Below are 22,859 nucleotides of genomic sequence, written 5' to 3' on the forward strand. Positions count from 1 at the left end.
GGATGAGGCACGCCCCCCGCCACGTCGCGGTCATTGGCGCGGGTTTTGCCGGCCTGGCGGCGGCGCTGCGGCTGGCGCAGGCCGGGGCGCGCGTGACGGTGCTGGACGCCCTGGACGGCCCCGGGGGCAAGGCGGCACTGGGCTTTGAGGACTTTTCCAGTGGCCCGACCGTCGTGACCATGCCGCAGGTGTTCCGGGGCATCCACGAGCGCCTGAACCTACCGCTGCCCAACCTGACCCCCGCGCGGCCCACCACGACCTACAACGGCGCGGGGCGCACCTTTGCCCCCGAGGCCCTGCATATCGCCGGCAGCCTGGAACCGACCCTGACGCAGTTGCCGCGCGCGGAGGGCCAGCGCTACGTGGCCCTGCTGAGGGCGGCGCGGCGCATGTACGAGGACGCACAGGACACCTTCCTGTTTGCCCCACCCCCCAGCCGGCTGCGGCTGGCCCGCTACGCCCTGACCGCCGGCCGCCGCGCCGCGCCGCTGACCCCGCTGCGCCGGTTTGTGCGCTCGGGGCCGTTCATGACGCCCTTCTGGCTGCGCTTTGCCACCTATCTGGGGGCCGACCCCTACCGCGCGCCCGCCGTCCTGCACAACATCGCCTGGGTCGAACTGGGGCACGGCGTGTGGCATCTGCCCGGCGGCCTGCTGGCCTTTGCCCAGACCCTCTACGAGCAGGCCGAGGGCCTGGGGGTGCGCTTTGAATTTGGCACGCGCGTCACCAGCCTGAGCAGCCACGGCGGGCAGGTGTTGGGCGCGCACACCAGTCAGGGCGCCTTTGCCGCCGACGCCTGGGTCAGCGCCGCCGACCGGGCCCTCACACTGGCCTGGCTGGGCGTCCCCGAAAAGCCCACGCCGCGCGGGGTCAGCGGCTTTGCGCTGCAGCTGCGCCTCACAGAGAACCGGGGCCAGGCCCACCACATCTTCTGGCCCGCCGACTACAGCCGCGAGTGGCGGGATATTCGCGCTGGGCGCCTACCGCGCGACCCCACGCTGTACCTGCATCTGGACGGCGACCGCGCTTTTCTGCTGGTCAACGCCCCGCCCGACCCTGGCCTGACGGAAGACGCCCGCGAGTACGGCGCCTGGCTGCTGGCCCGCCTGCAAGAGTGCCTGAGCGCGGCAGCGGGCGGTCCGCTGCCGGTGGCCGAGTGGCACGCGCTGTCCCCGGCCGACTACGCGCGCACCGCCAAAGCCGGAGCGCTGTACGGGCGCGCGCCCCACGGCCTGACGGGCAGCCTGCGGCCCGGCTGGGGGCTGGCCCACACCCGCAACCTGGTACAGGTGGGCGGCACGGTGCATCCGGGCGGAGGGGTGCCCCTGTCCTTCCTGAGCGGCTGGAACGGCGCCGGGCGGCTGCTGGGCCTGCCCTACGATGACCTGGGCGGGCGGCAGGTGCCGGCAGGCCAGGAGGTCTGGCCATTTCTGCCCTGAGCCCCAGAGGCCTGGGCGCCCTGCCCGAGCCGCCTACCCGCCCCGGCAACGGCCACCTGCAGGACTGGGCGCTGTCGCCGCTGACGCTGATTGAAGACGGCGCGGCGCGCGCGCGGGCGGCAGGCCGCGACCTCTTTCGGCTGCGGCTGGGCCTCCCGGCCGTGGTGGGCTTCAGCCCGGCCTGGAACCGCGCCCTGCTGAGCGACCTGGCGACCTTTCGCAGCGCCGGCAGCTTTTCGGTGCTGGTGCCGTACCTCTCGGGCGGGGTCATTCTCAGCGACGCGCCGGGCCACGCAGGGCGGCGGCGCCTGATGAATCCGGGGTTTGGCCGGGCGCATCTGGCCGCGCTTCAGGACCGGATTCGGGCGGCCCTGCCCCCGGTCCCGGTGGGCGAATTCGACGCCCTGGCCTGGGCTGACCACGCCGTGCTGTGCCTGCTCAACGCGGCGTATTTCAGCGGTGAGTTCCCCGAGGACCTGCTGCACGCCTTTCTAGCGCCGCTGCGCCGGCCCTTTCCGGCGCCCGCTTTGCCACGCCCCGCCCTGTTCTTGCGCTTTGACCGCGAGGTGCGGCGGCTGGCCCACGCCCGCCTGAGCCGGGGGAACGGCGACGACCTGCTGTCGGTGCTGGCGCCGCTGCCGGGCGGCCTGGAAGAGACGCGCGTGTCGCTGGCTGCCGCCCACGACACCACCACGCACGCGCTGGCCTATGCGGTGTGGCACCTGGCCGAGCAGCCGCAGTGGCACGCCCCGGAACACCACCCAGCGGTCCTTAAAGAAACTCTGCGCCTGCACCCGCCCGGCTGGATGGGCAGCCGCCGCCTGGGCCGGGACGTGGTCTGGAACGGGGTACGATTGCCGCGCGGCGCCCTGGCCCTGTATTCGCCGTACCTCTCGGGACGCGACCCGACTCTATGGACTGCCCCCGAAACCTTTGACCCCGGCCGCTGGGCGCAGAAACCGCCCGCCTGGGCGTATCTGCCCTTCGGCGGGGGCGAGCGGCTGTGTCTGGGGATGCACCTGGCGCAGACCCTCATTCTGGACACGCTGGCGGCGCTGCCCACACTGCGGCCCGTGCATGGTGACCCCACGCCGCAACCGGGGTTGACCCTGGGACCTCGCGGCCCGCTGGTGGTGGTTCTCGCCTCTAGCAGCTGAAGGCGCCAGGCGGCCTTCTCCTGACGGCTCTACCCTGCCCCGCCGTCCCCTCTCAGTCAGGAGGCAATCACGCACACCACTGTGCGGGCGGCGCCTACCCTGAAGCATGGCTGACTCCGCTGCCCCCCTGACGGCGGACGAACGCTGGACGCTCACCGTTACGGTGCTGGGCTCAAGCCTGGCCTTTCTGGACGGCACGGTGGTCAATGTGGCGCTGAACGCCGTGCAGCGCGACCTGGACGCCACCGCCAGCGGCGTGCAGTGGGTGGTGGGTGCCTACGCCCTGCTGCTGGCGGCCCTCACGCTGGCCGGCGGCGCGCTGGGCGACGCCCTGGGGCGGCGGCGGGTGTACGGCTGGGGGGTAAGCATCTTCGCGCTGGCCTCGCTGGCCTGTGGGCTGGCCCCCACCCTGGGCGCCCTGATTGCCGCCCGCGCCGCGCAGGGCGTGGGCGCGGCGCTGCTGGTGCCGGGCAGCCTGGCCATGATTGGCGCCGTGTTCAGTCAGGCCAGCCGGGGCCGGGGCGTGGGCCTCTGGAGCGCGGCCAGTTCTGTCACGACGCTGCTGGGGCCGCTGGTGGGCGGCCTGCTGGTGGACAACGTGTCGTGGCGCTGGGTGTTTTTGATCAACCTGCCGCTGGCCGCTCTGACCCTACTGTGGCTGCGCCGGGTGCCAGAAACGCGCGCGCCCGGCGCCCAGCCTGACTGGCCGGGGGCGCTGGCGGTGACGGCCGGCCTGGGTGGGCTATCGGCGGGCCTCATTCGCGCAGGTGAAACGGGCTGGGACGGCCTGGTCTGGGGGCTACTGGTGGGAGCGGCGTTGGCCTTTGCGGCCTTCATCTGGCGGGAGGCCCGCACGCCCTGGCCCATGCTGCCGCTGGCCCTGCTTCAGAACCGCGTCTTTGTGGGCACCAACCTCCTGACCCTGCTGCTGTACGGCGCGCTGGGGGCCGTCAGCCTGTATCTGCCCATGCTGCTGATCGGCGCGCGCGGCTTCAGCGCCGCAGCGGCGGGCGCGGCGCTGCTGCCCCTGTCGCTGCTGCTGGCAGGTCTGTCGGGGCCAGTGGGCGCCCTGGCCGACCGCCACGGCCCGCGCCTGCTGCTCACGTTGGGGCCAGTGTTGGCGGGCAGCGGGCTGGCCCTCCTGGGGCTGGGACAGGGCGCGTCGTGGGCGGCCATCCTGCCCGGCGCGGCGGTGCTGGGGCTGGGCATGGCCCTCACGGTGGCGCCGCTGTCCAGCGCGGTCATGGGGAGCGTACCCCGTGAGCAAAGTGGGGTGGCCAGCGGCGTGAACAACGCGGTGGCGCGCGCGGCCTCGCTGCTGGCCGTGGCGGCGCTGGGGCTGCTGCTGCTGGGCAGTTACCGCGCGGCGCTGGGGCCACGGCTGGAGGCGGTGGGGGCCAGCGTTCCGGTGCAGCGCGCTGTTCAGGCCCAGGCCACCCGCCTGACCGAAGTACACCTGCCAGCTGGCGCCCCAGCCCGCGCCCAAGCCGCCACTGACGCCGCCTTTGCTGACGCCTTCCGCACCCTGGCGCTGGTGGGAGCGGCCCTGAGCGTGCTGGGCGGCGTGGCCGGCTGGGTGCTGGTGCGCCCCGCTTCCGGCAAAACCCCAGCCCCAGGCGCGCTAGCCTGACCCGCATGACCGCCGAGCCTCTGAGACGGATGCTGTCCATGTCCGTGCCATCCGAGAGCGCACCGGATGTGCCTCCAATTCCCGGAAACCCGTCTCTCCTATTTCCAGTCGGACCAGATCCGAAACATGGTTCAGATTTCACCGGAACTTGCATGAAACCAGTTCCGAACCACTGCGGCCTTGTCCGACCGGACATGCCCCGCTGCGGCAAAGCGGAAGCAGAAGCGGCAACGGATGTCCGGACAGGGGCCGTATGACCCCTAACCCCGCGCCCCCAGAGGTCGCCGCCCCCGTGCGCGACCGCTCGCCGCTGCCCGACGTGCTGCGCGGCGTGGCGCTGGCCGGCATTCTGATCGTGAACATGCAGGACTTCGCAGGTTTTCTGCCCTGGGAGCAGCGGGGCCTGGACCGCGCCGCGCAGGTGCTGACCGACACGTTTGCCAATGGGCGCTTTATTTCCATCTTCGCCATGCTGTTCGGGTGGGGGGCAGCCGGGCTGCTGGCGCGGCATGGGGTGGGCGTCTTTCTGAGGCGGCACGCCGTGCTGCTGCTTATTGGGGCGGCCCATTACGTGCTGGTGTGGCACGGCGACATCATCAGCAATTACGCGCTGCTGGCGCTGGGCCTGCTGCTGACGGCGGCCATGGGCGCGCGCACCCTGCTGGTGCTGGCCGGTGGGCTGGGGCTCTGGTGGCTGGGCGGCATGCTGATGGAAGCCGCTGCCGGGGCCGCCCGCACAGGGCCGCGCTGGGCGGGGCTACCCGCCATTGAACCCAGCTATGCCGCCAACGTGGCCGAGCGCGCCCAAGACTTCTGGCCCATGCTGACCGCAGGCAACCTGTACAACGGCCCCTGGCTGCTGGCGCTGTTCTGTCTGGGCGCGGCGGCGCAGCGCACCGGCCTGCTGACCCGGCCCCACGACCACCGGCCGCTGCTGCGCCGCCTGGCGGCAGGCGGCCTGTTGGTGGGCCTGCCGCTGGGCGCCCTCCTGGCATACCTGAACACCCGGCCCGACGCGGCGGCCGGGCTGCTGGCCTTTCCGGTGCGCATGGGCGGCGGCGCGGCGGCGGCGCTGGGCTACGTGGGCGTGATTGGGCTGCTGGCCACCTCGGGGCGGCTGGGCCCGCTGATTCACTTCGCGGCCAGTGGTCGCATGGCCATGACCAATTACCTGTCGCAAAGCCTTCTGATGACGCTGTTTTTCTATCCCTACGCGGGCGCGCAGGGGGGCCGCTGGGTGCAGGCGGCGCGGGAAGGCGGGGACGCCTTTGTGTACGCAGGGGGCTTGTCCATCTGGGGCGCGGCGGGGGGACTGGGGCTGGCGCTGCTGGTGGGCCTGTGCCAGTTGCCGCTGAGCGCGTGGTGGCTGTCTCACTTCGGGCGAGGGCCGGTGGAAGCGCTGGTGCGGCTGGCCGTCTACGGGCGCGGAGCGCGGACCAGGGACACGTCTGACCCGCCGCCGTCTGTGGGAACCCCGTGAGAACGGCCGCGCTAGACTGCGGGGCATGGATAACCGCACGAACCTGGACGACTACCTCGCGGGGCTGGGCATCAGCGGCGCCGACGAGAGCGAGCTGCCGCCGCCCGCTCCCGACGCCGCCCTGACCGCGCCGCCCACGCCAGGTGCCGCGCCGGAAACCCCCCAGGCCACACTTGAACGCTTTTTGCGTGGCCTGATCTCACGCATTGACCCCGACCTCAGCGTGACCGTGCGTGAAACCGAGGACGCCCTGGAAGCCGAGATTACCGGCGAGCACGCCGCCAAGCTGGCCGGGCGCGACGGGCGCACGCTGGGCGCCATTGAGGTGCTGGCCTACACCGTGCTGGCCAAGCACGAGGGCCGCACCAAGGAGCGCGTGCGGGTGGATGTCGGCGGTTACCGCAAGCGCCAGGCCGACACCCTGACCAAACTGGCCGAGCGGCTGGCCGTGCAGGTCGCCAAGAGCGGCGAACCCCACGAACTGCAGCCGATGCCCGCTGCCGAACGCCGCGTGATTCACATCGCCCTGAAAGAACACCCCGACGTCATGAGCGAGTCCGTGGGCGAGGGCGCCGCCCGCCGCCTGATGATCAAACCCCGTCACGGCTAGGCCATGACCATCCGCGACCTGCTGCACACGGGCGCGGCGCACCTGGCAGCAGCGGGCGTTCCCTCCCCGGAGGTGGACGCCCGCGAACTGCTGCTGTTTGCCCTGGGCCTCTCGCCCACCGCGCTGCTGACGCGGGGCCAGGAGGCCGCGCCTGCCAGCGGAGCCGAACGCTACGCCGCGCTGCTGGCCCAGCGTGCCCAGCGCATTCCGCTGCAACACCTGCTGCCCGAGGTGGAGTGGGGCGGCGTGCGCCTGCGCTGCGACCCGCGCGCACTGGTGCCCCGCCCCGAAACCGAGTGGCTGCTGCACCTGACCTTAGAGGCGCTGCGCGGCACCTCAGCGCCCCGCGTGGCCGATGTAGGCACCGGCACCGGCGCGCTGGCGCTGGGCCTCAAAGCTGCCCGCCCCGACGCCCACGTCAGAGCCACCGACCTCAGCCCTGGGGCCCTGAGCCTCGCCCGCGAGAATGCCGCGCTGAATGGGCTGGAGGTTGAGTTCCTAGAAGCTGACCTGCTGACTGGAGTGTCTGGGCCCCTAGACCTGGTGGTCAGCAATCCCCCCTACCTGCCGGATGCGGACCGGGCCGGGGCCCAGCCCGAAGTCGGCCACGACCCGGTCCTGGCGCTGTACGGCGGCCCAGATGGCCTGGACATCGCCCGGCGGCTGGCGGCGCAGGCCTCTGGAGGGCTGAAGGCAGGCGGCTGGTTGCTGCTAGAACTTGACCCCCGCAACGCGGCGACCTTTGCCCAGGAGTTGCGCCGTCTGGGCTGGTCCGCCGACACCGCCCCCGACCTGACGGGCCGCGAACGCTTCGTGCTGGCCCAGCGGCCGCACAGCGGCGCCTAGATCCACCTGGGGCCAACGGCGCCCCTCAATGCCGTGGGAGCCGCTGTTTCTGGCAGAGGCTCACTTCATTCGCGTGAATAGCGATTGAGGGTTCCTCTTTCAATCACTCTGGGAGGCTACGGTCACCAGTCCACACCGGCCTGCGCCCTCTTGTCAGCCAGGGCCTGCCGCACGGCGCGCAGGCGCTCACCGTGCAGCGGGTAGAACGCCAGAATCAGCACCGCCAGCAGCGCTCCGGCGATGGGCGGCACCGTCATGAAGAAGCGGAAGCCGTCGGCCACTCCTTCTGGCTGCACAGCCAGGCGGGGGTCGTAGCCGCTGGCGCGCGTCACCGCCCCAAAGACCTGCGAGGTCAGGGCGCCGCTGAGGGTCGTGACAAAGCCCGACATGCCGAAATACATGCCCTCGCGGCGCTGGCCGCTGCGCAGCTCATCCTCGTCAATCACGTCGGCCAGAATCACGTCACCCATCAGAATCATGCCGGCCAGCGCGGCGCCAAAGAGAATCGTGGACACCAGCGCGCCCGCCACCGTCTGCACCAGCGCCAGCGGCAGCAAGGAGACAGCGCTGAGGGCAAACGCCAGCATCAGGGTGCCGCGCGGCCCCAGGCGGGGCGCCAACAGCGCGCGCCACGGCCACAGGGCGGCCCCGGCCGTCACGAAAGCGGCGGCCAGCAGAACGGTCGTCACCGCCCCCGCCTCTGCCCCCAGGCTGTAGCGCACAAAAAAGCCCATGCCGGTCGCCAGCGTCCCCGTGGCAAAAAAGCGCAGGGTCTGGGCGGCCACCACCGTCAGAAAGGCGCGGTGGCTGAAGGTCGCCCGCAGGGCTTCTAGAAATCCCAACGGACGCGCCGCCGGGTCGGGCCGCTCGAACAGGGCGCCCAGCCCAAACAGCAGCGCCACGCCCGACAACACCGCAAACAGCACGCCCATGCCGGCCCAGCCCACCCAGCCGGCCAGCAGCGGCGGCAGCGCCAGGCCAAACAGCAGCCCTACGGTCTGCACCAGATTCATGCGCCAGGCCACGCCCGTACGCTCGGCGTAGGTGCGGAACATCTCGGGCAGCAGGGCCAAGTAGCCGGTCCCCACCGCCGTACCAAAGGTCTCCCAGAGGCCCCAGACCACCACGAGGTACAGCAGCAGCGCCACGGGGCTGTCCACCCCATTAAACGGGGTCATGAACAGCAGCGCGAAGGCCACCAGGCCCGGCAGCCACGCAAAACGGATGTACGGAATACGCCGGCCCCAGCGGCTGCGCGTGCGGTCCGACAGGTAGCCGATCAGGGGGTTGTTGGCCGCGTTGTACAGGGCAAACAGGGTCAAGGCGGTGGCGGCCCAGGCCGGGTTCAGCTTGCGGTCGTCCACGTAGTACAGCAGCAGGAAACTGCCTGCCTGCGCCGGAATGGTCAGCCCAAAGTTCATGACCGCGTAGCGCCACCGCACCGCGCTGGAGGTAGTGCCCTCCTTCACCGCCGCCTCCGCAGCAGGGCGCGCAGGGGCCGGTAGGTGGTCACACGCACGCCACTGGCGGCCAGAATGCCCGGCAGGCGCGGGTCCAGAAAGGCGGCGTGGTTGGCCACCCGTCCCGCCCAGTCGCCGGCCACCGCCCTCAGTTCGGGGGTGTCGCGTGCCGGGTGCAGGATGAAGTGGGTCAGGCCCGGTTTCAGAGCCAAGAGCATGCGCTCCAGAATGGGTAGGTGGTCGCCGCCCTCGTCCAGCGGCATCATCACGAACTCGTCCACCAGCGGTACGCCCTTGGCCTCCAGGGCGCGCGTGACCAGCGCCGCGCCCGCCGCCTGCGGAGCACTCAGGCCGTTGGCGTGCCACCCCGCCCGGTCGAGCCGGGGCAGCACCGGCAGCAGGCCCCGCGCCAGGGCCACTCGCACCGCGCGGTGCAGCAGCGCGGGGTGGGCCACCGTGCCCATGTGCGAGTCCACGTGCGACACCGGCAGCCCCCAAGCCAGGGCGCGGTCAATCTGCGCCGCTATCTCGCGGCCCACAGCGGCGGGCCGGGCCCCGGCCCAGACCGCTTCCACCGTGCGGTGCAGGTAGCCAGCTTCATCGGTCAGGCCGCCCGCGCCGCCGCTAAGGGGCGCCCAGCGCGCCGCCGTCCACTCGCTCGTCAGGGTCAGGTGAACCCCCAGGTCGGCGCCCGGCAACTCGTGCGCCAGCGCCAGCGCCGAGGGCGCCCAGGCGCACGGCAGCATCACGGACGCTGACCCTAGCGTGCCGGCCCGGAACAGATCGGCGCAGCCGTCCACGGTCGCCTGGCACATCCCCAGGTCGTCGGCGTGAAAGATGACCACGCGGTCGTCGGGCGCGTAGCCCAGCTTCAGTAACGCCGGATTGGGAGGCATGGCCAGAGAACCGTCCTTGAAGGCGAAGAGAGAGAGGCGGCGCGGAGGGCTGGCCCAGCATGGCACAGCGCGCCGCCGCAGGGCAAAAAAAGGCCCGCGCAGAACGCGCGGGGCCTGAGGTGAGGGGACGCCGGGGTCAGTCGTCCGCAGCCTGGTGGTCCTTGACCGGCACTTCGGGGTTGGTCACGAACTCGGTGGGGTCATACAGATCAAAGCCGATTTCCTTCTCGTAGTCCTGAATCTTGACGTGCAGGCGGCGCACATCGCCCTCGACCGCGCCGTAATCAAAGGTGTCCCAGATGGCGGTGGTCTTGAAGTTGCTGCCCTCGAAATCCGGCACCTCACGGGTCTTGCGAATGCCCTCTTCCAGGGCCTTGCGGCTCTCAATACCCATGTTGCGGAACGCCACCTGCACTACATCGCGCTGAAAGTCGCGCGGGCCGTAAATGCCGGCGCGGTACACCGTCTCGAAGAAGCCTTCCCAGTCCGGAATCAGCGTCGCAGCGGGCATAGAAAACTGGCTGATCACGTTCTTGATGGCGTTGAGGGTGCGCTCGGGGTAGTAGTAGAGGTACATCCGCACGCCTTCCAGAAAGAAGTTATAGTGCGCGGCCTCGTCCACAGCGATGGTCTGGGCGACCTTGGCCAGCACCGGGTCACTGAAGCCCTGAAGGTGCGGCTTGTCGCTCTTGCCCTGCGCAATTTTCATCATGTTCAGGTAGTTCAGCTGGGTGGCGCGCTCCTGAAACACGGTATACACAAGGTTGTGGATGGCGTCCGGGAAAGGCAGCTCCCAGGTCTGGGACTTCAGACGTTCCTTGTACTCGGCAATCCACTCGGGGCTGCGCTGGCCACTGAACAGCACGGCGTTTTCCCAGGCGTCGGCGTGCTTTTCTTCCTCGCTGCCCCAGCGGAGCTGAAAGTGGCTGCGGCCGTGGCTGCGCCGCACCAGATGCACAAGGTTACTGGTAAAGTCCGGCGCGTACTGCTCCACGGCAAAGAAGCCTTGCAGCACTGTTACCAGTTCGGACGGCAGGTCCTTATTCAGGGCGCGCCAGTCAAAGCTGCGGTCCGGGTTCCAGTTGCGGGTCTCTTGGCTGCGGGCGGTGTACCAGCGGTACAGGCCCAGAAAACCTCGTTCGATCAGGCGGTCTTTTTCGGCATTGCTCAGCAGCCCGGCGGGGGTGCGGGGGCGTTCCTGAAGCATGTTGGGGGGGGTCACATCGGCCACTTCGTTCCTCCTGCCCCGGACACCACCAGCACACGCCGGGGACGGTACTGACCCCAGAGTAGACGGAGAGACGCGGCGCAGCCGTGAAGCGGGACGCGGTTCAAGCTGAGCCAAACTGAAGCCTGCCCTCAGAACAGCGTCAGGTGGGCTGAGAGTAAGGAGAACCTGCTCTTAGAAAGAAGGAAGTGGTTCGGGCCACCAGAGACCCGGCTGCGGTCAAGCCGACCTGTCCCGGATGCCAGGCAGGCCCGTATCAGACACAACAGGCCACTGCCCTCAGCGCCCGGTAGACTGCCTTCCATGAGCCTTGTGGGACAGCCCGCCCCCGATTTCACCCTGCCTGCCTCAACGGGCGAGCAGATGACCCTCAGCAGTTACCGGGGCCAGCAGCATGTGGTGCTGGTGTTCTATCCGCTGGACTTCAGCCCAGTCTGCTCCATGCAGCTGCCTGAATACTCGGGCCGGCAGGACGACTTTGCCGATGCCGGCGCGGTGGTGCTGGGGGTCAACCGCGACTCGGTGCATGCCCACAAGGCCTGGGCCGCCGAATACGGGATTGAGGTGCCCCTGCTGGCGGATATGAAACTGGACGTGGCCCGGCAGTACGGCGTGGCCATTGACGAGCGCGGCATCAGTGGCCGGGCCGTCTTTCTGATCGATAAGGCCGGCGTGGTGCGGTATCAGCATGTCGAGGAAAGCACCGGCGCCTACACCGTGCGCCCCGAAGCGGTGCTGGCACAGCTGCGCGGGCTGTAAATGGCCCCGAGCGTCCTGAGTTTCATCAACCTTAAGGGCGGCGTGGCCAAAACCACCGCCACCGTGCAGCTGGCCGACACCCTAGCCTTCATGAAACAGAAGCGGGTGCTGGTGCTGGACCTGGACCCGCAGACGAACGCCACCCTGGCCCTGATCGGCGAGGAACGCTGGGCGCAGGCCGACGAGGCCGGGCAGACGCTAGCCCACCTATTTCTGGACCTGCTACACGGCACCCAGAGCTTTGATCCGGCGCGGGCCATCGTGCGCGGCGCGAGCAACCTCAACCGCGTGCCGCCCGAACTGATGGCGCAGCTGCCCCAGGGCACCCAGTACGGCCGGGTGGATATCCTGCCCAGTTCCATTCGCCTGATTGACGTGCAGGACCGCATGCAGGACATCGCCGCGCGCACCCACTACTCGGTCAACCCCATGGAAGCGGTCAAGAAGTACCTGGCGCCCCAGTTTGCCGGGTACGACTACGTGCTGATTGACTGCCCGCCCAACCTGGGTTTTGTCACGCAAAACGGGCTGGAGGTCAGCGACCACTACCTGATTCCCACCATCCCTGACCGACTGAGCACCTACGGGATTGGGCAGATTGCTGGCCGCATCGGCGAACTGCGCCGGGCGCGCGGCCTGCGCCTGACCTGCCTGGGCGTGCTGCTGACCAAGTTTCAGGGCAGCAGCACCCAGCACCGACAGGGCCTGAGCCGGCTGCCCGGCGACCTGGACCGCGCTTTTGCGGGCACGGGCGAGGCCACCCCGCCCATTCTGACCACCCGCCTGCCGCAGACCAACGCCGCCGCCGAGGCCATGACCCATGACCGCCCGGCCAGTACCTACCGCGACAAATACGGCAGCAACGTGGTGGCGGGGCAGGCCGCCTATAAATACGGCCTGGACCTGGCCGACGAACTGGAAGACCGCCTGCGCGGCCTCTCTGTACGCCGCCCAAGCGCCTTTGACACCTGGGTCAGCGCCATGACCCCGCCCGCTGCCGAGAAGGCTTAAAGCGCCAGCGGGTCCGCCAGCAGGGGGTCTTCGGTTTCAAAGGCCTCGGCGTAGCGCGCCCGCGCCAGCGTGCCCCAGTAGGTCAGGCGGGCGCGGCGGCGCTCCACGATTTCGGGCGTCACAGTCTCGGAGATGGCGGCGCCCGCAAATTGGCTCTGGTGGGCGAGCACGGCGGCGGCCCAGGTGTCCTGTACCGCCTCGACATCCACAAGCAGGGTGGGCCGAATATCGGCGTTGCCCTGGTACAACAGCACCCGTGAGACCCGGTGCGGCTCGCCGGTCAGGTCGGCCTTCTTCAGCTGGGCCAGGTGAACGGCGCGTTTGCTCAGGTGGTAGGTGCCGAAGTGGTCCGGGTGGCGGTCATGGTGGTGCGGCACGACCAGCACACGGGGCCGCACCGCGCGCAGGGTGGCGGCCAGGGCGTGCGCGGCCTCCAGCGTGTCGCGCAGTTCGCCGTCGGGCAGGCCCAGCTGGCCACGCCAGGCCAGTCCCATGATGTCGGCGGCGCGGGCGCATTCGGCCACCCGCACCTCGGGCGTGCCCTGGGTGCCCCGCTCGCCGCGTGACAGTTCCAGAATGCCCACGGCCCGCCCAGCCTGGGCCAGCCGAATCAGGGTGCCGCCCGCGCCGATCTCGGCGTCGTCGGGGTGGGGGGCCAGACACAGCCAGTCCAGGGGACGGACCTGCCCAAAAATGGTGTCAAAGGGGCGCGCTGGGCTGCTCACGGGCCACAGCATAGGCCGCCGCTCGCCTTGACACCCCCCGGCCCCCTTTCTATACTCTTTGAGCTTGCCTGCCGATGTAGCTCAGGGGTAGAGCAACTGATTCGTAATCAGTAGGTCGTCGGTTCGAATCCGACTCTCGGCTCCAAGACAAAGACTCCGCCCAGTGCGGAGTTTTTTTTGTTCTCGACCAACAAAAACAAACACCGCCCAGGGTGGGCGGCGTCTTTATGGGTCAGAGGAACCAGGATGACCAGTTCGCTGCTGCTCGCGCGTCCGTATTTTCGTAAATCCTAGAGGTGGACGCCTCCCTCAAGTGCATAGGTACATCGTGGTCTGCACAGCACGGCCGTTTCGGGCCAGAACAGCAAGGATAACAGGCCTTCCCCTACCTGTCAAGGACTGGGGCGCTCCTGCGCCTGAGCAGGCAAGCCAGAGAAGCCGAGATGGCCGCGCGTTTCGATCCAGTTCACGGCCAGGCCCGCCAGGATGGCCCAGAACGCCGCGCCGATCCCCAGAGGCGCGATGCCGCTCAGGGTCACCACCAGAATGACCGGCGCGGCCAGGCTCCCCGCCCGCGCCCCCTGGAAGGCCCCCTGCAAGCTGCTGCCCATCGCCGCCAGCAGGGCCAGGCCAGCCAGCGCCGCCAGCGCCTGCGGCGGCAAGATGCCCATCAGGTGCAGGAAGGTGCCCGCAAACAGGCCCACCAGAATGTTGAGGGCGCCGGCCCACACGGCGGCGGTGTAGCGCTTGCCCGCGTCCGGGTGCGCCTCGGGGCCACTGACGATATTGGCCAGCAGGGCGCCCAGCGTGAGGTTGTGGCAGCCAAATAAGGCCGCGCCGATGCTGGCGACGCCGCAGGCCCGCAGCACCGGCCCAGGCGCCGGCTCGTAGCCGTTGGCCTTCAGGACCCCAAACCCCGGTACAAACTGACCGGTAAACGCCAGCAGTGTCAGCGGCAGCGCCAGATTCAGGGTGGCGTGCAGACTGAACTGCGGCCACACGAACTCCGGGCGGGTCAGGGCCAGCGGCACCGGCGAGGGGTGCCACAGCCCCAGCGCGGCGCTGGCCAGCACCCCGGTCACAAGCACGCCCGCCACTGCCCAACGCGGCGCCAACTGCCGCAACACGAAGTACGCCGCTATCATGGCGCCCGCCAGCGCGGGGGTGTCGCCAAACGCCTGCAAGGCCCGGAAGCCAAACGGCAACAAAATAGCGGCGTTCAGCGCGGCGGCCAGCGGCGCCGGAATGGCCTGCAAGGCGCGGGTCAGGGGCGCAAAGGTCCCCAGCAGCAACACCAGAGCGCCCGACAGCAAGAAAGCCCCCACCGCCTCAGCGAAGGGAATGCCCGGCAGGGCCGTCACCAGAAAGGCGATGCCCGGCGTACTCCAGGTGGTCAGGATGGGCGTGTGAGTGCGCAGGCTCAGCACAATGCCCGTCAGGCCCGTGAAGACCGCGTGCGCCCACAGCCACGACATCGCCACGCCGTCGCTCAGACCCGCGGCCTGGGCCACCGCGTAAATCAAGACGTTGGGGCCAGCCCAGCCAATCACCACCGTCACCAGACCGGCCAGCACGGCGCTGGGGTGGGTGTCGCGCCAGAAGGCCGCCGGGCGAGTGGGCAGGATCGTCATGGCTTCCAGTGTGCCCCCGCATTGGCCTGGTGGGCAGGGGCAATGGCCTGAGAATTGGCCCGCTCACCTGAAGCCATTGGCCTGTAGGCTAGACACATGCCCAGCTCTGACCCCGCCGCCGACCTGCCCCGCTGGACCGCGCTGCTGGCCGGCTGGCGTGCTGGTGAGGGGCCGCTACCCGTTCGCCTGGCCGCGCAGATCCGCGCCGCAATTGAGCGGGGCGAACTCAGGCCTGGTGACCGCTTGCCTGCCGAGCGGCCCCTGGCGGCCCTTCTGGGGGTGAGCCGCGCCACCGTGGTCACGGCCCTAGATGACCTGACGGCCGGAGGCTGGCTGCGGCGCCGGGTGGGCAGCGGCACCCGCGTCTCGGCCACCGCGCCGCGCGCCGCCCCCGTGCTGACCCTGCGGACCCCGGTGGGCGGCGCCCAGCCGGCCGAACTGGATTTCACCATCGCCGTGCCCCTGCTGTCGGACGCCCAACGCGAGCAGCTGCGGGACGCCAGCGCCGACGCCTTCCGGGAGAGTGTCTATCACCCCCACGGCCTGCCCGACCTGCGCGCCCGCCTGGCCGAGCTGTACACCATAGAAGGGGGCCTGCCCACCACCCCAGAACAGGTCGTGGTGACCAGTGGCGCCCAGCAGGCCATCGCCCTGATTGCCGCCACGCTGCTGCGCCGGGGCGACGCGGCCCTGCTGGAAACCCCCACCTACTTTGGGGCCATTGACGTGTTCCGGGCGGCGGGCGCGGCGCTGGTGGGGGTGCCGGTGCTGGGCGGCGGCCTCAATCCTGACACGTTCATGGCCCTGGCGCGCGAGCATGGCCCCCGACTGGCCTTCCTAACCCCCACCTACCAGAACCCCACGGGCGGGGTCCTGCCGCTGCGCGCCCGCGAGCGCCTGGCCGCCTTCGTCCAGCAGGCGAAGCTGCCCACCATCGAGGACGACACCCTGCTGGACCTGGGCTTTAGCGGCGACCCGCCTCCGCCCCGTCTGGCCGCCCTCGCGCCGGCGGCGCCCATCATCACCGTTGGGTCTCTGTCCAAACTGTACTGGGCCGGGCTACGGGTGGGCTGGATGCGCCTGCCGCCCGGCCTGGCCGCGCCCCTGGGTCAGGCCAAAACTCTGGCTGATTTTGGCGGCAGCCTGCCCGCCCAGCACGCCGCCCTGCACCTGCTGCGTGACCCGGAGGCGCTGCGCCGCCAACGCCGCGAGGCCGTGACCCCCGCCCGCGACCTGCTGGCGACCCTGCTGCGCACCGAACTGCCCGACTGGGCCTTTGAGCTGCCCGGCGGCGGCCAATTTCTGTGGGTCACCCTGCCCACCCCTGACGCCAGCCGCTTTACCCACCACGCCGCCCGCCACGGCCTGCGCCTCTTCCCTGGCGCGGCCATGAGCGTGACGCCGCTGTCCGACCAGTACCTGCGCCTGCCGTTTACCCTGGACCCGGCCCGGCTGCCCGAGGCAGTGCGCCGCCTGCGGGACGCCTGGGTGTCGTTTCAGGGCCGGAGCGGCTCAGAGCGGCTGGCGTGAGGGGGCCGTAGGCAGTGGGTTGTGGGGAGTGGGAAAAGATGGGAGGGCAGGGTCAGTCAGCGGCCGACCTGGCCTGCCAGCCGCGTTTTTCCACCTGACACAGATCAGGCTGGGCGGCGAGCGTCAGCAGATAAGGCCCCAGCCTGAGCAGTTCAGTGTCGTCCTGGGCGCCGGTCCATGAGGTCACCTTGACCAGATGACCGTACCCGCAGGCGTAAGTGCTTGCCAGGTCATCCACCGCCAGGATGCGGGACCGGGGGTAGCGCGCCCGCAACCAGCCCGCGCGGAACTTCCGGGCTGGCTTACGTGGGTGCAGTTCGCCAGTTTCGCTGCGCCGCCACGCACAGCGGTCACGCGCCCACAGAAAGACCGCCTGCCCGCGCAGGTCAAAGCCTGTGGCCTGCTGCGCAGCGTCCAGCCCGCACAGCATCCAGTCCTCGCTGGCGGCTGTCCAGACGGCCAGATCGTAGCCCTGCGACACTGTCTGCAGAAACTGCCCCAGAAAGGGGCGCAGCCCGAAGCGCACGCCGCTGGGGGCCGTCTGGTCCGGAACGCCGTGCCACAGCGTTTCGTCCAGGTCAAGCACCAGCAGCGGGCGGGGCAGCGGGACCGTCATGGCGCAGCGGTCACGGATGGAACGGCACGCTTACGCCCCGTACTTGTTCAGTTTCAGCGCATTCGCCATCAGCAGCGGCATCACGTCGGTGCCGCGCCGCAGACCCAGGCTGCCCTTCTGCGCCCCGTCCTCGGTGTAGCGGGTGGCCACGTCCCTCCGCCCGTACTCGCTACGGATCAGCAGCGGCACCGGGTGCCAGGAGTGGGTCGCCAGTTTACTGGGCGTGCTGTGGTCACCCACAATGGCCAGCACATCCGGGTTTAGGGCCAGCAGCTGCGGCAGCAGGGCGTCGAACAGCTCAATCTTTTTGACTTTAGCGGCAAAATCGCCGTCCTCGCCAGTCGAGTCCGTTTTCTTGACGTGAAAATAGAAGAAGTCGTATTTGGCCCAGTTCTCGGTCAGGGCCTGCACCTTGCCGTCCAGGGCGTCCTCGTGGCCCTCGACGGTCAGCACGTCCATCCCCACCAGGCTGGCCAGCCCCTTGTACATGGGGTAGCTGGCGATGCAGGCCGCGCGCAGGCCATACGCCTCGGCAAAGGAGGGAAAACGCGGCACGTCGCTGTACCCCCGGAACAGGACCCCGTTCACCTGCGGTTCGGCGGCCAGGGTCGCCTCGGCGCGGGCCACGAAGGCGTTGACCAGGGCGGCGGTGCGCGCACTCGCCTCGTCGTGGGCCTGGGCGGTCATGGGCTGCACGCCGGTGGCCTGGGGGTCCACATCGCTGAGGTTGGCCCCCAGGGGCGCCCCGCCCGCTGCCCGGAACACCACGACAAACCGGTGTTCGCTCTCGGTGTAAATCTCAACTGGGGTGCCGTCCAGGCTGGGGAGAGCGGCGCGCAACTGGGCCACAATGTCGGCGTTCTTCTCATCGCTGGGGCGCCCGGCGCGGCGGTCCAGCACGATGCGGTTCTCGCCCAGGGTGGCGAAGTTGCCGCGCACCGCCACGTCGCCGGCTTCCAGCTTGACGCCAATCCCCACCGCGCTCAGGGCGCCGCGCCCCACCACGTAGCGCAGCGGGTCGTACCCGAAGAGGCTCAGGTGCCCCGGCCCGCTGCCCGGCGTGATGCCCGCCCCCACCAGCTCGATCTGGCCCAGTTGGCTGTGCGCGGCCAGCGCGTCCAGATTGGGCGTCTGGGCGGCGGCCAGTTCGCTGTCGCCATTCACAGTCATCGGCAGGCCGCCCACGCCGTCCAGCACCACCATCAGAATCTTGCTGTCGGTTTTCTTGGCCAGGTCGCGGATGGTGTCGAGTTGGTCATGCATGGGGGCAGTGTAACGCTGGCCTCAAACAGGGCGGTCAGGCGATATGGGCAGGCGCGGGCGACCAGAGGCGGGCGCGGCCATGACTGCTGGTCACGGGGGTCGGGCACGGTCAACCCGCGCTCTGTAGGAATAGCGACGATTCCGCAGAAGACCACCGCAGCCGCCAAAGAGTGGGCGAAACGGCGGTGCACCCTGTGCTCATGCTGCGCCACCGGTAAGACACCACTGTCCTTCCAGTTGCCCCGACCAGCAGAGCAGTCCCGCCTTACACCAGTTGCCCCTGCTCGTCCAGCGCCGGGTACGCCTCGCCGCGCTCGCGGTAACCGGGGGCCAGGTCGGGGTAAGCCCATTCAAACGCCCAGGCGCGCAGTTCCTCGTCTTTTAACTGCGGGGTGTCGTACAGGCCGGCGGCCAGGCGCTGGCGCTGCGCCTCAAACAGAATGGTGGCGGCGGCCACCGAGACATTCAGGCTCTGCACCATCCCGAACATGGGAATCACGATGTTGGCGTCGGCGGCCTCGGCCGCTTCATCGGACACGCCCCATTTCTCGGCGCCCAACAGCACGCAGGTGGGGCGGGTGTAGTCGGGTTCGCGGTAGTCCACGCTGCGCTGCGACAGGTGGGTGGCCAGCACGGCAAAGCCCTGGGCCTGCAAGGCGCGCACGGCGCTGACCGCGTCCTCGTGGCGCTGCACCGGCACCCACTTGTGGGCGCTGCCGCTGGTGGCTTCAAACGTGTGGCCGTCAAAGGCCGCCAGCCGCCCGCCGCGCGGCGGCACCGCGTGCGCCTGCAACACCCCCACCGCGTCACAGGTGCGCACGATGGCCGAGAGGTTGTGGGGCTTATTTACCTCGTCCATCAGCACAGTCAGGGTGGGCTGGCGCCTGCGGAGCACCCGCAGAATCTTGGCGTAACGCTCGGGGGTCATAACGCTCCAGGGTAGCGCAGGGCGCTCAGCCGGGGTACGGCGCGGCCAGGGACCCCATCAGAGGTGAGCGCACCTGCAACTTGCGGGCGGTCCAGCCGTCGTCAGGCACCCCAGCCCGCAACGCGGCGCAGGCGCCCGTCAGCAGATGCCCCCACCACAGCGGGGTCAGCAGGGCACGGTCTTCCCCGGACAGAGGCCGCACCTCGGCGTACCCGGCCACCACCCCGTCATGCACCCCGCGCCAGGCCAGCGCAAAGTCGGCCACAGGGTCGGCGGGGCGGGCCAGTTCGAAATCCAGCAGGCCCGTCAGCCTGCCCCGCTGCACCCGCAGGTTCCAGGGCGTGAAATCCCCGTGAATCAGATGCACAGGACGGTCCGCCGTGTCCAGGCCCGCCAGCGCGGCGCGGGCGCGCTCCAGATGCCAGCGGTAGAGGCGCACCTCGTCAGGGCGGGCGGCCTCGTGGGCGCTGAGCAGGGCGTCGGTGGCGGGGTCAGTGAGCACCTCCAGGTCTGGGCGCCAGCCGGGGCGGGCCGGCAGCGCGGCCAACGCCGCGTGAACCTCGGCCAGCCAGCGGCCCCGCGCCTCTGGGTTCTCGCGCGGGGCGGGGTCACCCGGCACCCAGACGTGCAGGCTCCACCACGCCCCTGCCCCGTACATGGGGGCATGCAGCGCCAAGGGCACCGCCCACCCCAGCCCGGCCACCTGCCGCAGCACCTTCAGTTCGTACCGGACCTCTGCTTCCGGGCCGTGCCAGCGGCGCAGAACAGCCCGCGCTCCAGCGGCACGGACCTGCCAGTGCAGATTCAGCCGCCCGCCCAGGTCAGCTTCTACGGTCAGGCCCCAGGCCCGCTGCACAGCGGCTGGCGGCCAGGTCACCCGGCTGCCTGAAACAGCGCGGCGCCGTCCTCGCGCCGGGTTTCGGTCAGGGTGCCCTTGGCCGCCAGATACTCGGCCAGCGCCGCCGTCTGGTCCAGCAGCAAGATGGCCTGGACCGGGCGCAGGTTGGGGTACAGGGCGCCCAGCAGGTCGTGAATGGTGAGGGGCGTGGTGGCGGCCGCCCGCACCGCCGCCCGTTTGTCTGTGTACCGCGCCCGCAGCGCCTGAATGCGCCCCCGCCAGTCCGGCATGGGGCCGCCGTGCCCCCCCAGAGCCACCGTCACGTCCCGCAGCGCCTCCACGCGGCCGAGCGAGGCCAGGTAATGCCGCAGCCCCGCGCCGGGCTGATAGCGCTCGGGCATCAATGGCGGCGAGTTGTGCGGCAGCAGGTGGTCAGCACTCAGGAGCAGGTCGTCCACCTGCAAGCACACCTGCGCGCCGTCGTGGCCCGGCGTGTGGACCACCCTGAACACCCCGTCCAGCAGGTCACCGTCTGCCAGAGGGGTCTGAACCGGCACCCCACGCGGCAGCATCAGGTTCTCGGCGCGGCGGCGCAGACGGGCGGCATACGCACTGTCCAGGGGAATCCCGGCCCACACCAGATGGCCCTCTACCCCCGCGCGCCAGGCTTCCTGACGGGTCTGCGGGTGTTCCAGCGTGGGCACCGCCCAGGCGTGGGCAGCGACTGGCGCCGGGGTCAGGTCGCGCACGGCCGGCAGCCCCGCCGCGTGGTCGGGGTGCGGGTGGGTAACCACCAGGCGGTCCAGGCGGGCCCATGACCAGGCCTCGCCATGTGCGGCGCGGACCTCCCCTAAAGCCGCGTGCAGGTCCGCCAGACTGTCCTCGTGGGCACTGCCCATATCCACCAGGGCCGTGTAGGTCGGCGCCTGCGGCGGTCCCTGCACCACCAGGAAGGCGTTTGCCGTGAAATGCGGAAAGGCCCGCAGCGGCAGCGTGTAGACCCGCGTGCCCCCAGCGGTCAGGTGGCGGGCCACAGCAGGCAGGGCGGTCATGGGCCGCACTCTAGCGGGCCCGGCCCACCCCCAAATGGGACCGCACCTGCCAGGCCGTGTCACTTGCTCCGGCAGCCCACGGCAAAGCCTGCCCCCCTCTCCGGGGCGGGGTGCTAGCGTCCCGGAATGCCTGCACCTTTACTGCTTGTGGTGACTGGGCTGCCCGCTGCGGGCAAGTCCACGCTGGGGGGGCAACTGGCCCGGACCCTTCGCCTGCCTTTCGTGACCAAGGACGATTACAAGGCCATCGTGCTGGCGCGGCAGCCGGACCTACCGCGCGACGTTGCGGGTCCCCTCAGTTTTGACCTGATGTGGCATGTGGCCGGCGTCACCCTGACCGCTGGCCTGGACACCCTGCTGGAAACACACTTTTATCACGGGCTCAGCGAAGCCTACATCCTAAAATTGGCACAGGCGCATGGGGCGAGGCTGGCCCAGGTGTTCTGTCACGCGCCGCTGGAGGTGCTGCAACAGCGCCACGACGCCCGGGTCGCTTCGGGGACGCGGCCCGGTATCGACCTACCTCTGAAGTACGCCCAGGCGCCGGCTTACTGGTGTCACGCGCCGCTGGACCTGGGGCCGGCACCCTGCCTGAGCCTGGAGACCTCGCAAGGCGACCCGCTGCCCAGTGCCCTGGCGTGGGTACAGGGGCTGCTTCAAGCGCAGCCGCAGGAAGGCTAAGCCGCGCCCCAGCCTGCCTCTGTCCCGGCCTTGCGACCTGCGCCACACCCAGCCTAACGCCCGTTAGGTACACTGGGCCCAGTTCACAATGGAGGTGGCCGCATGACCCAACCCCAGATTCCAAATGGCGAAACCCCCGAGCAGCACGCTGCTTTCGAGGCCCGCATCGCGCGCGGCGAGAAGATCGAGGCCGGCGACTGGATGCCCGCCGAGTACCGCCGGCAGCTGATCCGCATGATTTCCCAGCACGCCCACAGCGAAGTGGTGGGCATGCTGCCCGAGGGCGAGTGGATTTCCCGTGCCCCCAGCCTCAAGCGCAAGACCATCCTGATGGCCAAGGTGCAGGACGAGGCTGGCCACGGCCAGTACCTCTACCACGCCGCCGAAACGCTGGGCGCCACCCGCGAGGACATGCTTCAGGCGCTGCTCTCGGGCAAGGCCAAATACTCCAGCATCTTTAACTACCCCACCCACACCTGGGCGGACGTGGGCATGATCGGCTGGCTGGTGGACGGCGCCGCCATTAAAAACCAGACCATGCTGGCCGGCTGCTCTTACGGCCCCTACAGCCGCGCGATGGTGCGGATTTGCAGCGAGGAAACCTTTCACCACAAGCAGGGCAAGGAAATGATCGTGGCCTACGCCCAGGGCACGCCCGAGCAGCGCCAGATGGCGCAGGACGCCCTGAACCGCTGGTGGTGGCCCGCCATGATGATGCTGGGGCCGCACGACGCCGACAGCACGAACACGGGCGCGCTGGCCGGATGGGGCATCAAGCTGAAGACCAATGACGAGGTGCGCCAGGAGTTCATCAACGAGCATGTCCCCGAACTGCTGGAAGCCGGCCTGACCATTCCTGACCCCGATCTGCACCAGGACGCGGCGGGCAACTGGCGCCACGGCCCGATCAACTGGGCCGAGTTCTGGGCCGTCATCAAGGGCGAGCAGGGCCTGAACCGGGAACGTCTGGGCACGCGCCAGGCGGCCCACGATGAAGGCGCCTGGGTGCGCGAGGCGCTTCAGGCCTACACCGACCGCCAGCGGGCCGAAGCCGCCGACTGACGCTTCACAGAAAGGAG

At 70.0% G+C, this 22,859-nt stretch carries 21 protein-coding genes and 1 tRNA gene; 12 read left to right on the forward strand and 10 right to left on the reverse strand.

Annotation, left to right across the window (positions count from 1 at the left end; genetic code table 11):
• The first annotated feature begins 2 nt into the window (after positions 1 to 2).
• The 6 genes from K7W42_RS13335 (at position 3) to prmC (ending at position 7,162) form a co-directional block, all read left to right on the forward strand.
• Positions 3 to 1,439 carry a phytoene desaturase family protein gene (locus K7W42_RS13335; RefSeq protein WP_224575273.1) on the forward strand — a complete coding sequence of 479 codons (1,437 nt, stop codon included), beginning with the start codon at positions 3 to 5 and terminating at the stop codon, positions 1,437 to 1,439.
• The gene (locus tag K7W42_RS13340; protein WP_304524152.1) at positions 1,436 to 2,596 is read left to right on the forward strand and encodes a cytochrome P450; all 1,161 of its coding nucleotides are present in this window, start codon (positions 1,436 to 1,438) and stop codon (positions 2,594 to 2,596) included. The genes K7W42_RS13335 and K7W42_RS13340 overlap by 4 nt, the downstream gene beginning before the upstream one ends.
• Positions 2,597 to 2,702: 106 nt before the next feature.
• Entirely contained in the window at positions 2,703 to 4,226 is a 1,524-nt protein-coding gene (locus K7W42_RS13345; protein ID WP_224575274.1) for an MFS transporter, read from the forward strand.
• Between the two features lie 253 nt (positions 4,227 to 4,479).
• A complete protein-coding gene (locus K7W42_RS13350; protein WP_224575276.1) occupies positions 4,480 to 5,706 on the forward strand; it encodes a DUF418 domain-containing protein in 1,227 nt (408 codons plus the stop codon).
• A gap of 25 nt (positions 5,707 to 5,731) precedes the next feature.
• Positions 5,732 to 6,316 (forward strand): Jag family protein, encoded by a 585-nt coding sequence (locus K7W42_RS13355; protein WP_224575278.1) that lies wholly within the window; start codon positions 5,732 to 5,734, stop codon positions 6,314 to 6,316.
• A gap of 3 nt (positions 6,317 to 6,319) precedes the next feature.
• Positions 6,320 to 7,162 carry a peptide chain release factor N(5)-glutamine methyltransferase gene (prmC, locus tag K7W42_RS13360; protein ID WP_224575280.1) on the forward strand — a complete coding sequence of 281 codons (843 nt, stop codon included), beginning with the start codon at positions 6,320 to 6,322 and terminating at the stop codon, positions 7,160 to 7,162.
• Positions 7,163 to 7,284: 122 nt separating this feature from the next.
• On the opposite strand, the gene K7W42_RS13365 is transcribed toward prmC, so the two are convergent.
• The 3 genes from K7W42_RS13365 to K7W42_RS13375 all read right to left on the reverse strand — a co-directional run bounded on the left by K7W42_RS13365 (position 7,285) and on the right by K7W42_RS13375 (position 10,749).
• A complete protein-coding gene (locus tag K7W42_RS13365) occupies positions 7,285 to 8,631 on the reverse strand; it encodes an MFS transporter (RefSeq protein ID WP_224575282.1) in 1,347 nt (448 codons plus the stop codon).
• Complete coding sequence (locus K7W42_RS13370) at positions 8,628 to 9,518, reverse strand: polysaccharide deacetylase family protein (protein WP_224575284.1); 891 nt, start codon at positions 9,516 to 9,518, stop codon at positions 8,628 to 8,630. The genes K7W42_RS13365 and K7W42_RS13370 overlap by 4 nt, the downstream gene beginning before the upstream one ends.
• 136 nt (positions 9,519 to 9,654) lie before the next feature.
• On the reverse strand, positions 9,655 to 10,749 hold the full coding sequence (locus tag K7W42_RS13375; RefSeq protein ID WP_224575286.1) for an acyl-ACP desaturase: 1,095 nt from the start codon (positions 10,747 to 10,749) through the stop codon (positions 9,655 to 9,657).
• A gap of 300 nt (positions 10,750 to 11,049) precedes the next feature.
• Here K7W42_RS13375 and K7W42_RS13380 point away from each other — a divergent pair, with 300 nt between their 5' ends.
• Both K7W42_RS13380 and K7W42_RS13385 read left to right on the forward strand, forming a co-directional pair.
• Positions 11,050 to 11,505, forward strand: a complete 456-nt coding sequence (locus K7W42_RS13380) for a peroxiredoxin (RefSeq protein ID WP_224575287.1) — start codon at positions 11,050 to 11,052, stop codon at positions 11,503 to 11,505.
• Entirely contained in the window at positions 11,506 to 12,516 is a 1,011-nt protein-coding gene (locus K7W42_RS13385) for a ParA family protein (RefSeq protein ID WP_224575289.1), read from the forward strand.
• Here the strand turns inward: K7W42_RS13385 and bshB1 are convergent.
• The gene (gene bshB1, locus K7W42_RS13390) at positions 12,513 to 13,241 is read right to left on the reverse strand and encodes a bacillithiol biosynthesis deacetylase BshB1 (protein ID WP_224575291.1); all 729 of its coding nucleotides are present in this window, start codon (positions 13,239 to 13,241) and stop codon (positions 12,513 to 12,515) included. The genes K7W42_RS13385 and bshB1 overlap by 4 nt on opposite strands.
• Before the next feature lie 70 nt (positions 13,242 to 13,311).
• On the opposite strand from bshB1, the gene K7W42_RS13395 reads away from it, so the two are divergent.
• A tRNA-Thr gene (locus K7W42_RS13395) sits at positions 13,312 to 13,386 on the forward strand.
• A gap of 247 nt (positions 13,387 to 13,633) precedes the next feature.
• Here the strand turns inward: K7W42_RS13395 and K7W42_RS13400 are convergent.
• Positions 13,634 to 14,872 (reverse strand): benzoate/H(+) symporter BenE family transporter, encoded by a 1,239-nt coding sequence (locus K7W42_RS13400; protein ID WP_224575293.1) that lies wholly within the window; start codon positions 14,870 to 14,872, stop codon positions 13,634 to 13,636.
• Positions 14,873 to 14,968: 96 nt separating this feature from the next.
• Between K7W42_RS13400 and K7W42_RS13405 the strand changes: the two genes are divergently transcribed.
• Positions 14,969 to 16,402: an aminotransferase-like domain-containing protein gene (locus K7W42_RS13405; protein WP_224575295.1), complete on the forward strand. Its 1,434-nt coding sequence runs from the start codon at positions 14,969 to 14,971 to the stop codon at positions 16,400 to 16,402.
• 52 nt (positions 16,403 to 16,454) lie between these two features.
• Here K7W42_RS13405 and K7W42_RS13410 read toward each other — a convergent pair whose 3' ends face one another.
• The 5 genes from K7W42_RS13410 to K7W42_RS13430 form a co-directional block, all read right to left on the reverse strand.
• The gene (locus tag K7W42_RS13410) at positions 16,455 to 17,018 is read right to left on the reverse strand and encodes an HAD family hydrolase (protein ID WP_224575297.1); all 564 of its coding nucleotides are present in this window, start codon (positions 17,016 to 17,018) and stop codon (positions 16,455 to 16,457) included.
• A 30-nt stretch (positions 17,019 to 17,048) separates the two neighbouring features.
• Positions 17,049 to 18,281 (reverse strand): 2,3-bisphosphoglycerate-independent phosphoglycerate mutase, encoded by a 1,233-nt coding sequence (locus K7W42_RS13415; protein ID WP_224575299.1) that lies wholly within the window; start codon positions 18,279 to 18,281, stop codon positions 17,049 to 17,051.
• A gap of 265 nt (positions 18,282 to 18,546) precedes the next feature.
• Entirely contained in the window at positions 18,547 to 19,209 is a 663-nt protein-coding gene (gene trmH, locus K7W42_RS13420) for a tRNA (guanosine(18)-2'-O)-methyltransferase TrmH (RefSeq protein ID WP_224575301.1), read from the reverse strand.
• Between the two features lie 25 nt (positions 19,210 to 19,234).
• A complete protein-coding gene (locus K7W42_RS13425) occupies positions 19,235 to 20,086 on the reverse strand; it encodes a phosphotransferase enzyme family protein (protein WP_224575303.1) in 852 nt (283 codons plus the stop codon).
• Positions 20,083 to 21,099 carry an MBL fold metallo-hydrolase gene (locus K7W42_RS13430; RefSeq protein ID WP_224575305.1) on the reverse strand — a complete coding sequence of 339 codons (1,017 nt, stop codon included), beginning with the start codon at positions 21,097 to 21,099 and terminating at the stop codon, positions 20,083 to 20,085. Before K7W42_RS13430 ends, K7W42_RS13425 begins: the two co-directional genes overlap by 4 nt.
• A gap of 126 nt (positions 21,100 to 21,225) precedes the next feature.
• On the opposite strand from K7W42_RS13430, the gene K7W42_RS13435 reads away from it, so the two are divergent.
• Both K7W42_RS13435 and paaA read left to right on the forward strand, forming a co-directional pair.
• Positions 21,226 to 21,780, forward strand: coding sequence for a P-loop nucleotide/nucleoside kinase family protein (locus tag K7W42_RS13435; protein ID WP_224575306.1), 555 nt, complete (start codon positions 21,226 to 21,228; stop codon positions 21,778 to 21,780).
• A gap of 102 nt (positions 21,781 to 21,882) precedes the next feature.
• Entirely contained in the window at positions 21,883 to 22,842 is a 960-nt protein-coding gene (gene paaA / locus K7W42_RS13440; RefSeq protein WP_157459968.1) for a 1,2-phenylacetyl-CoA epoxidase subunit PaaA, read from the forward strand.
• Positions 22,843 to 22,859: the final 17 nt, after the last annotated feature.

This window comes from Deinococcus betulae (assembly GCF_020166395.1).
Taxonomy (GTDB): domain Bacteria; phylum Deinococcota; class Deinococci; order Deinococcales; family Deinococcaceae; genus Deinococcus; species Deinococcus betulae.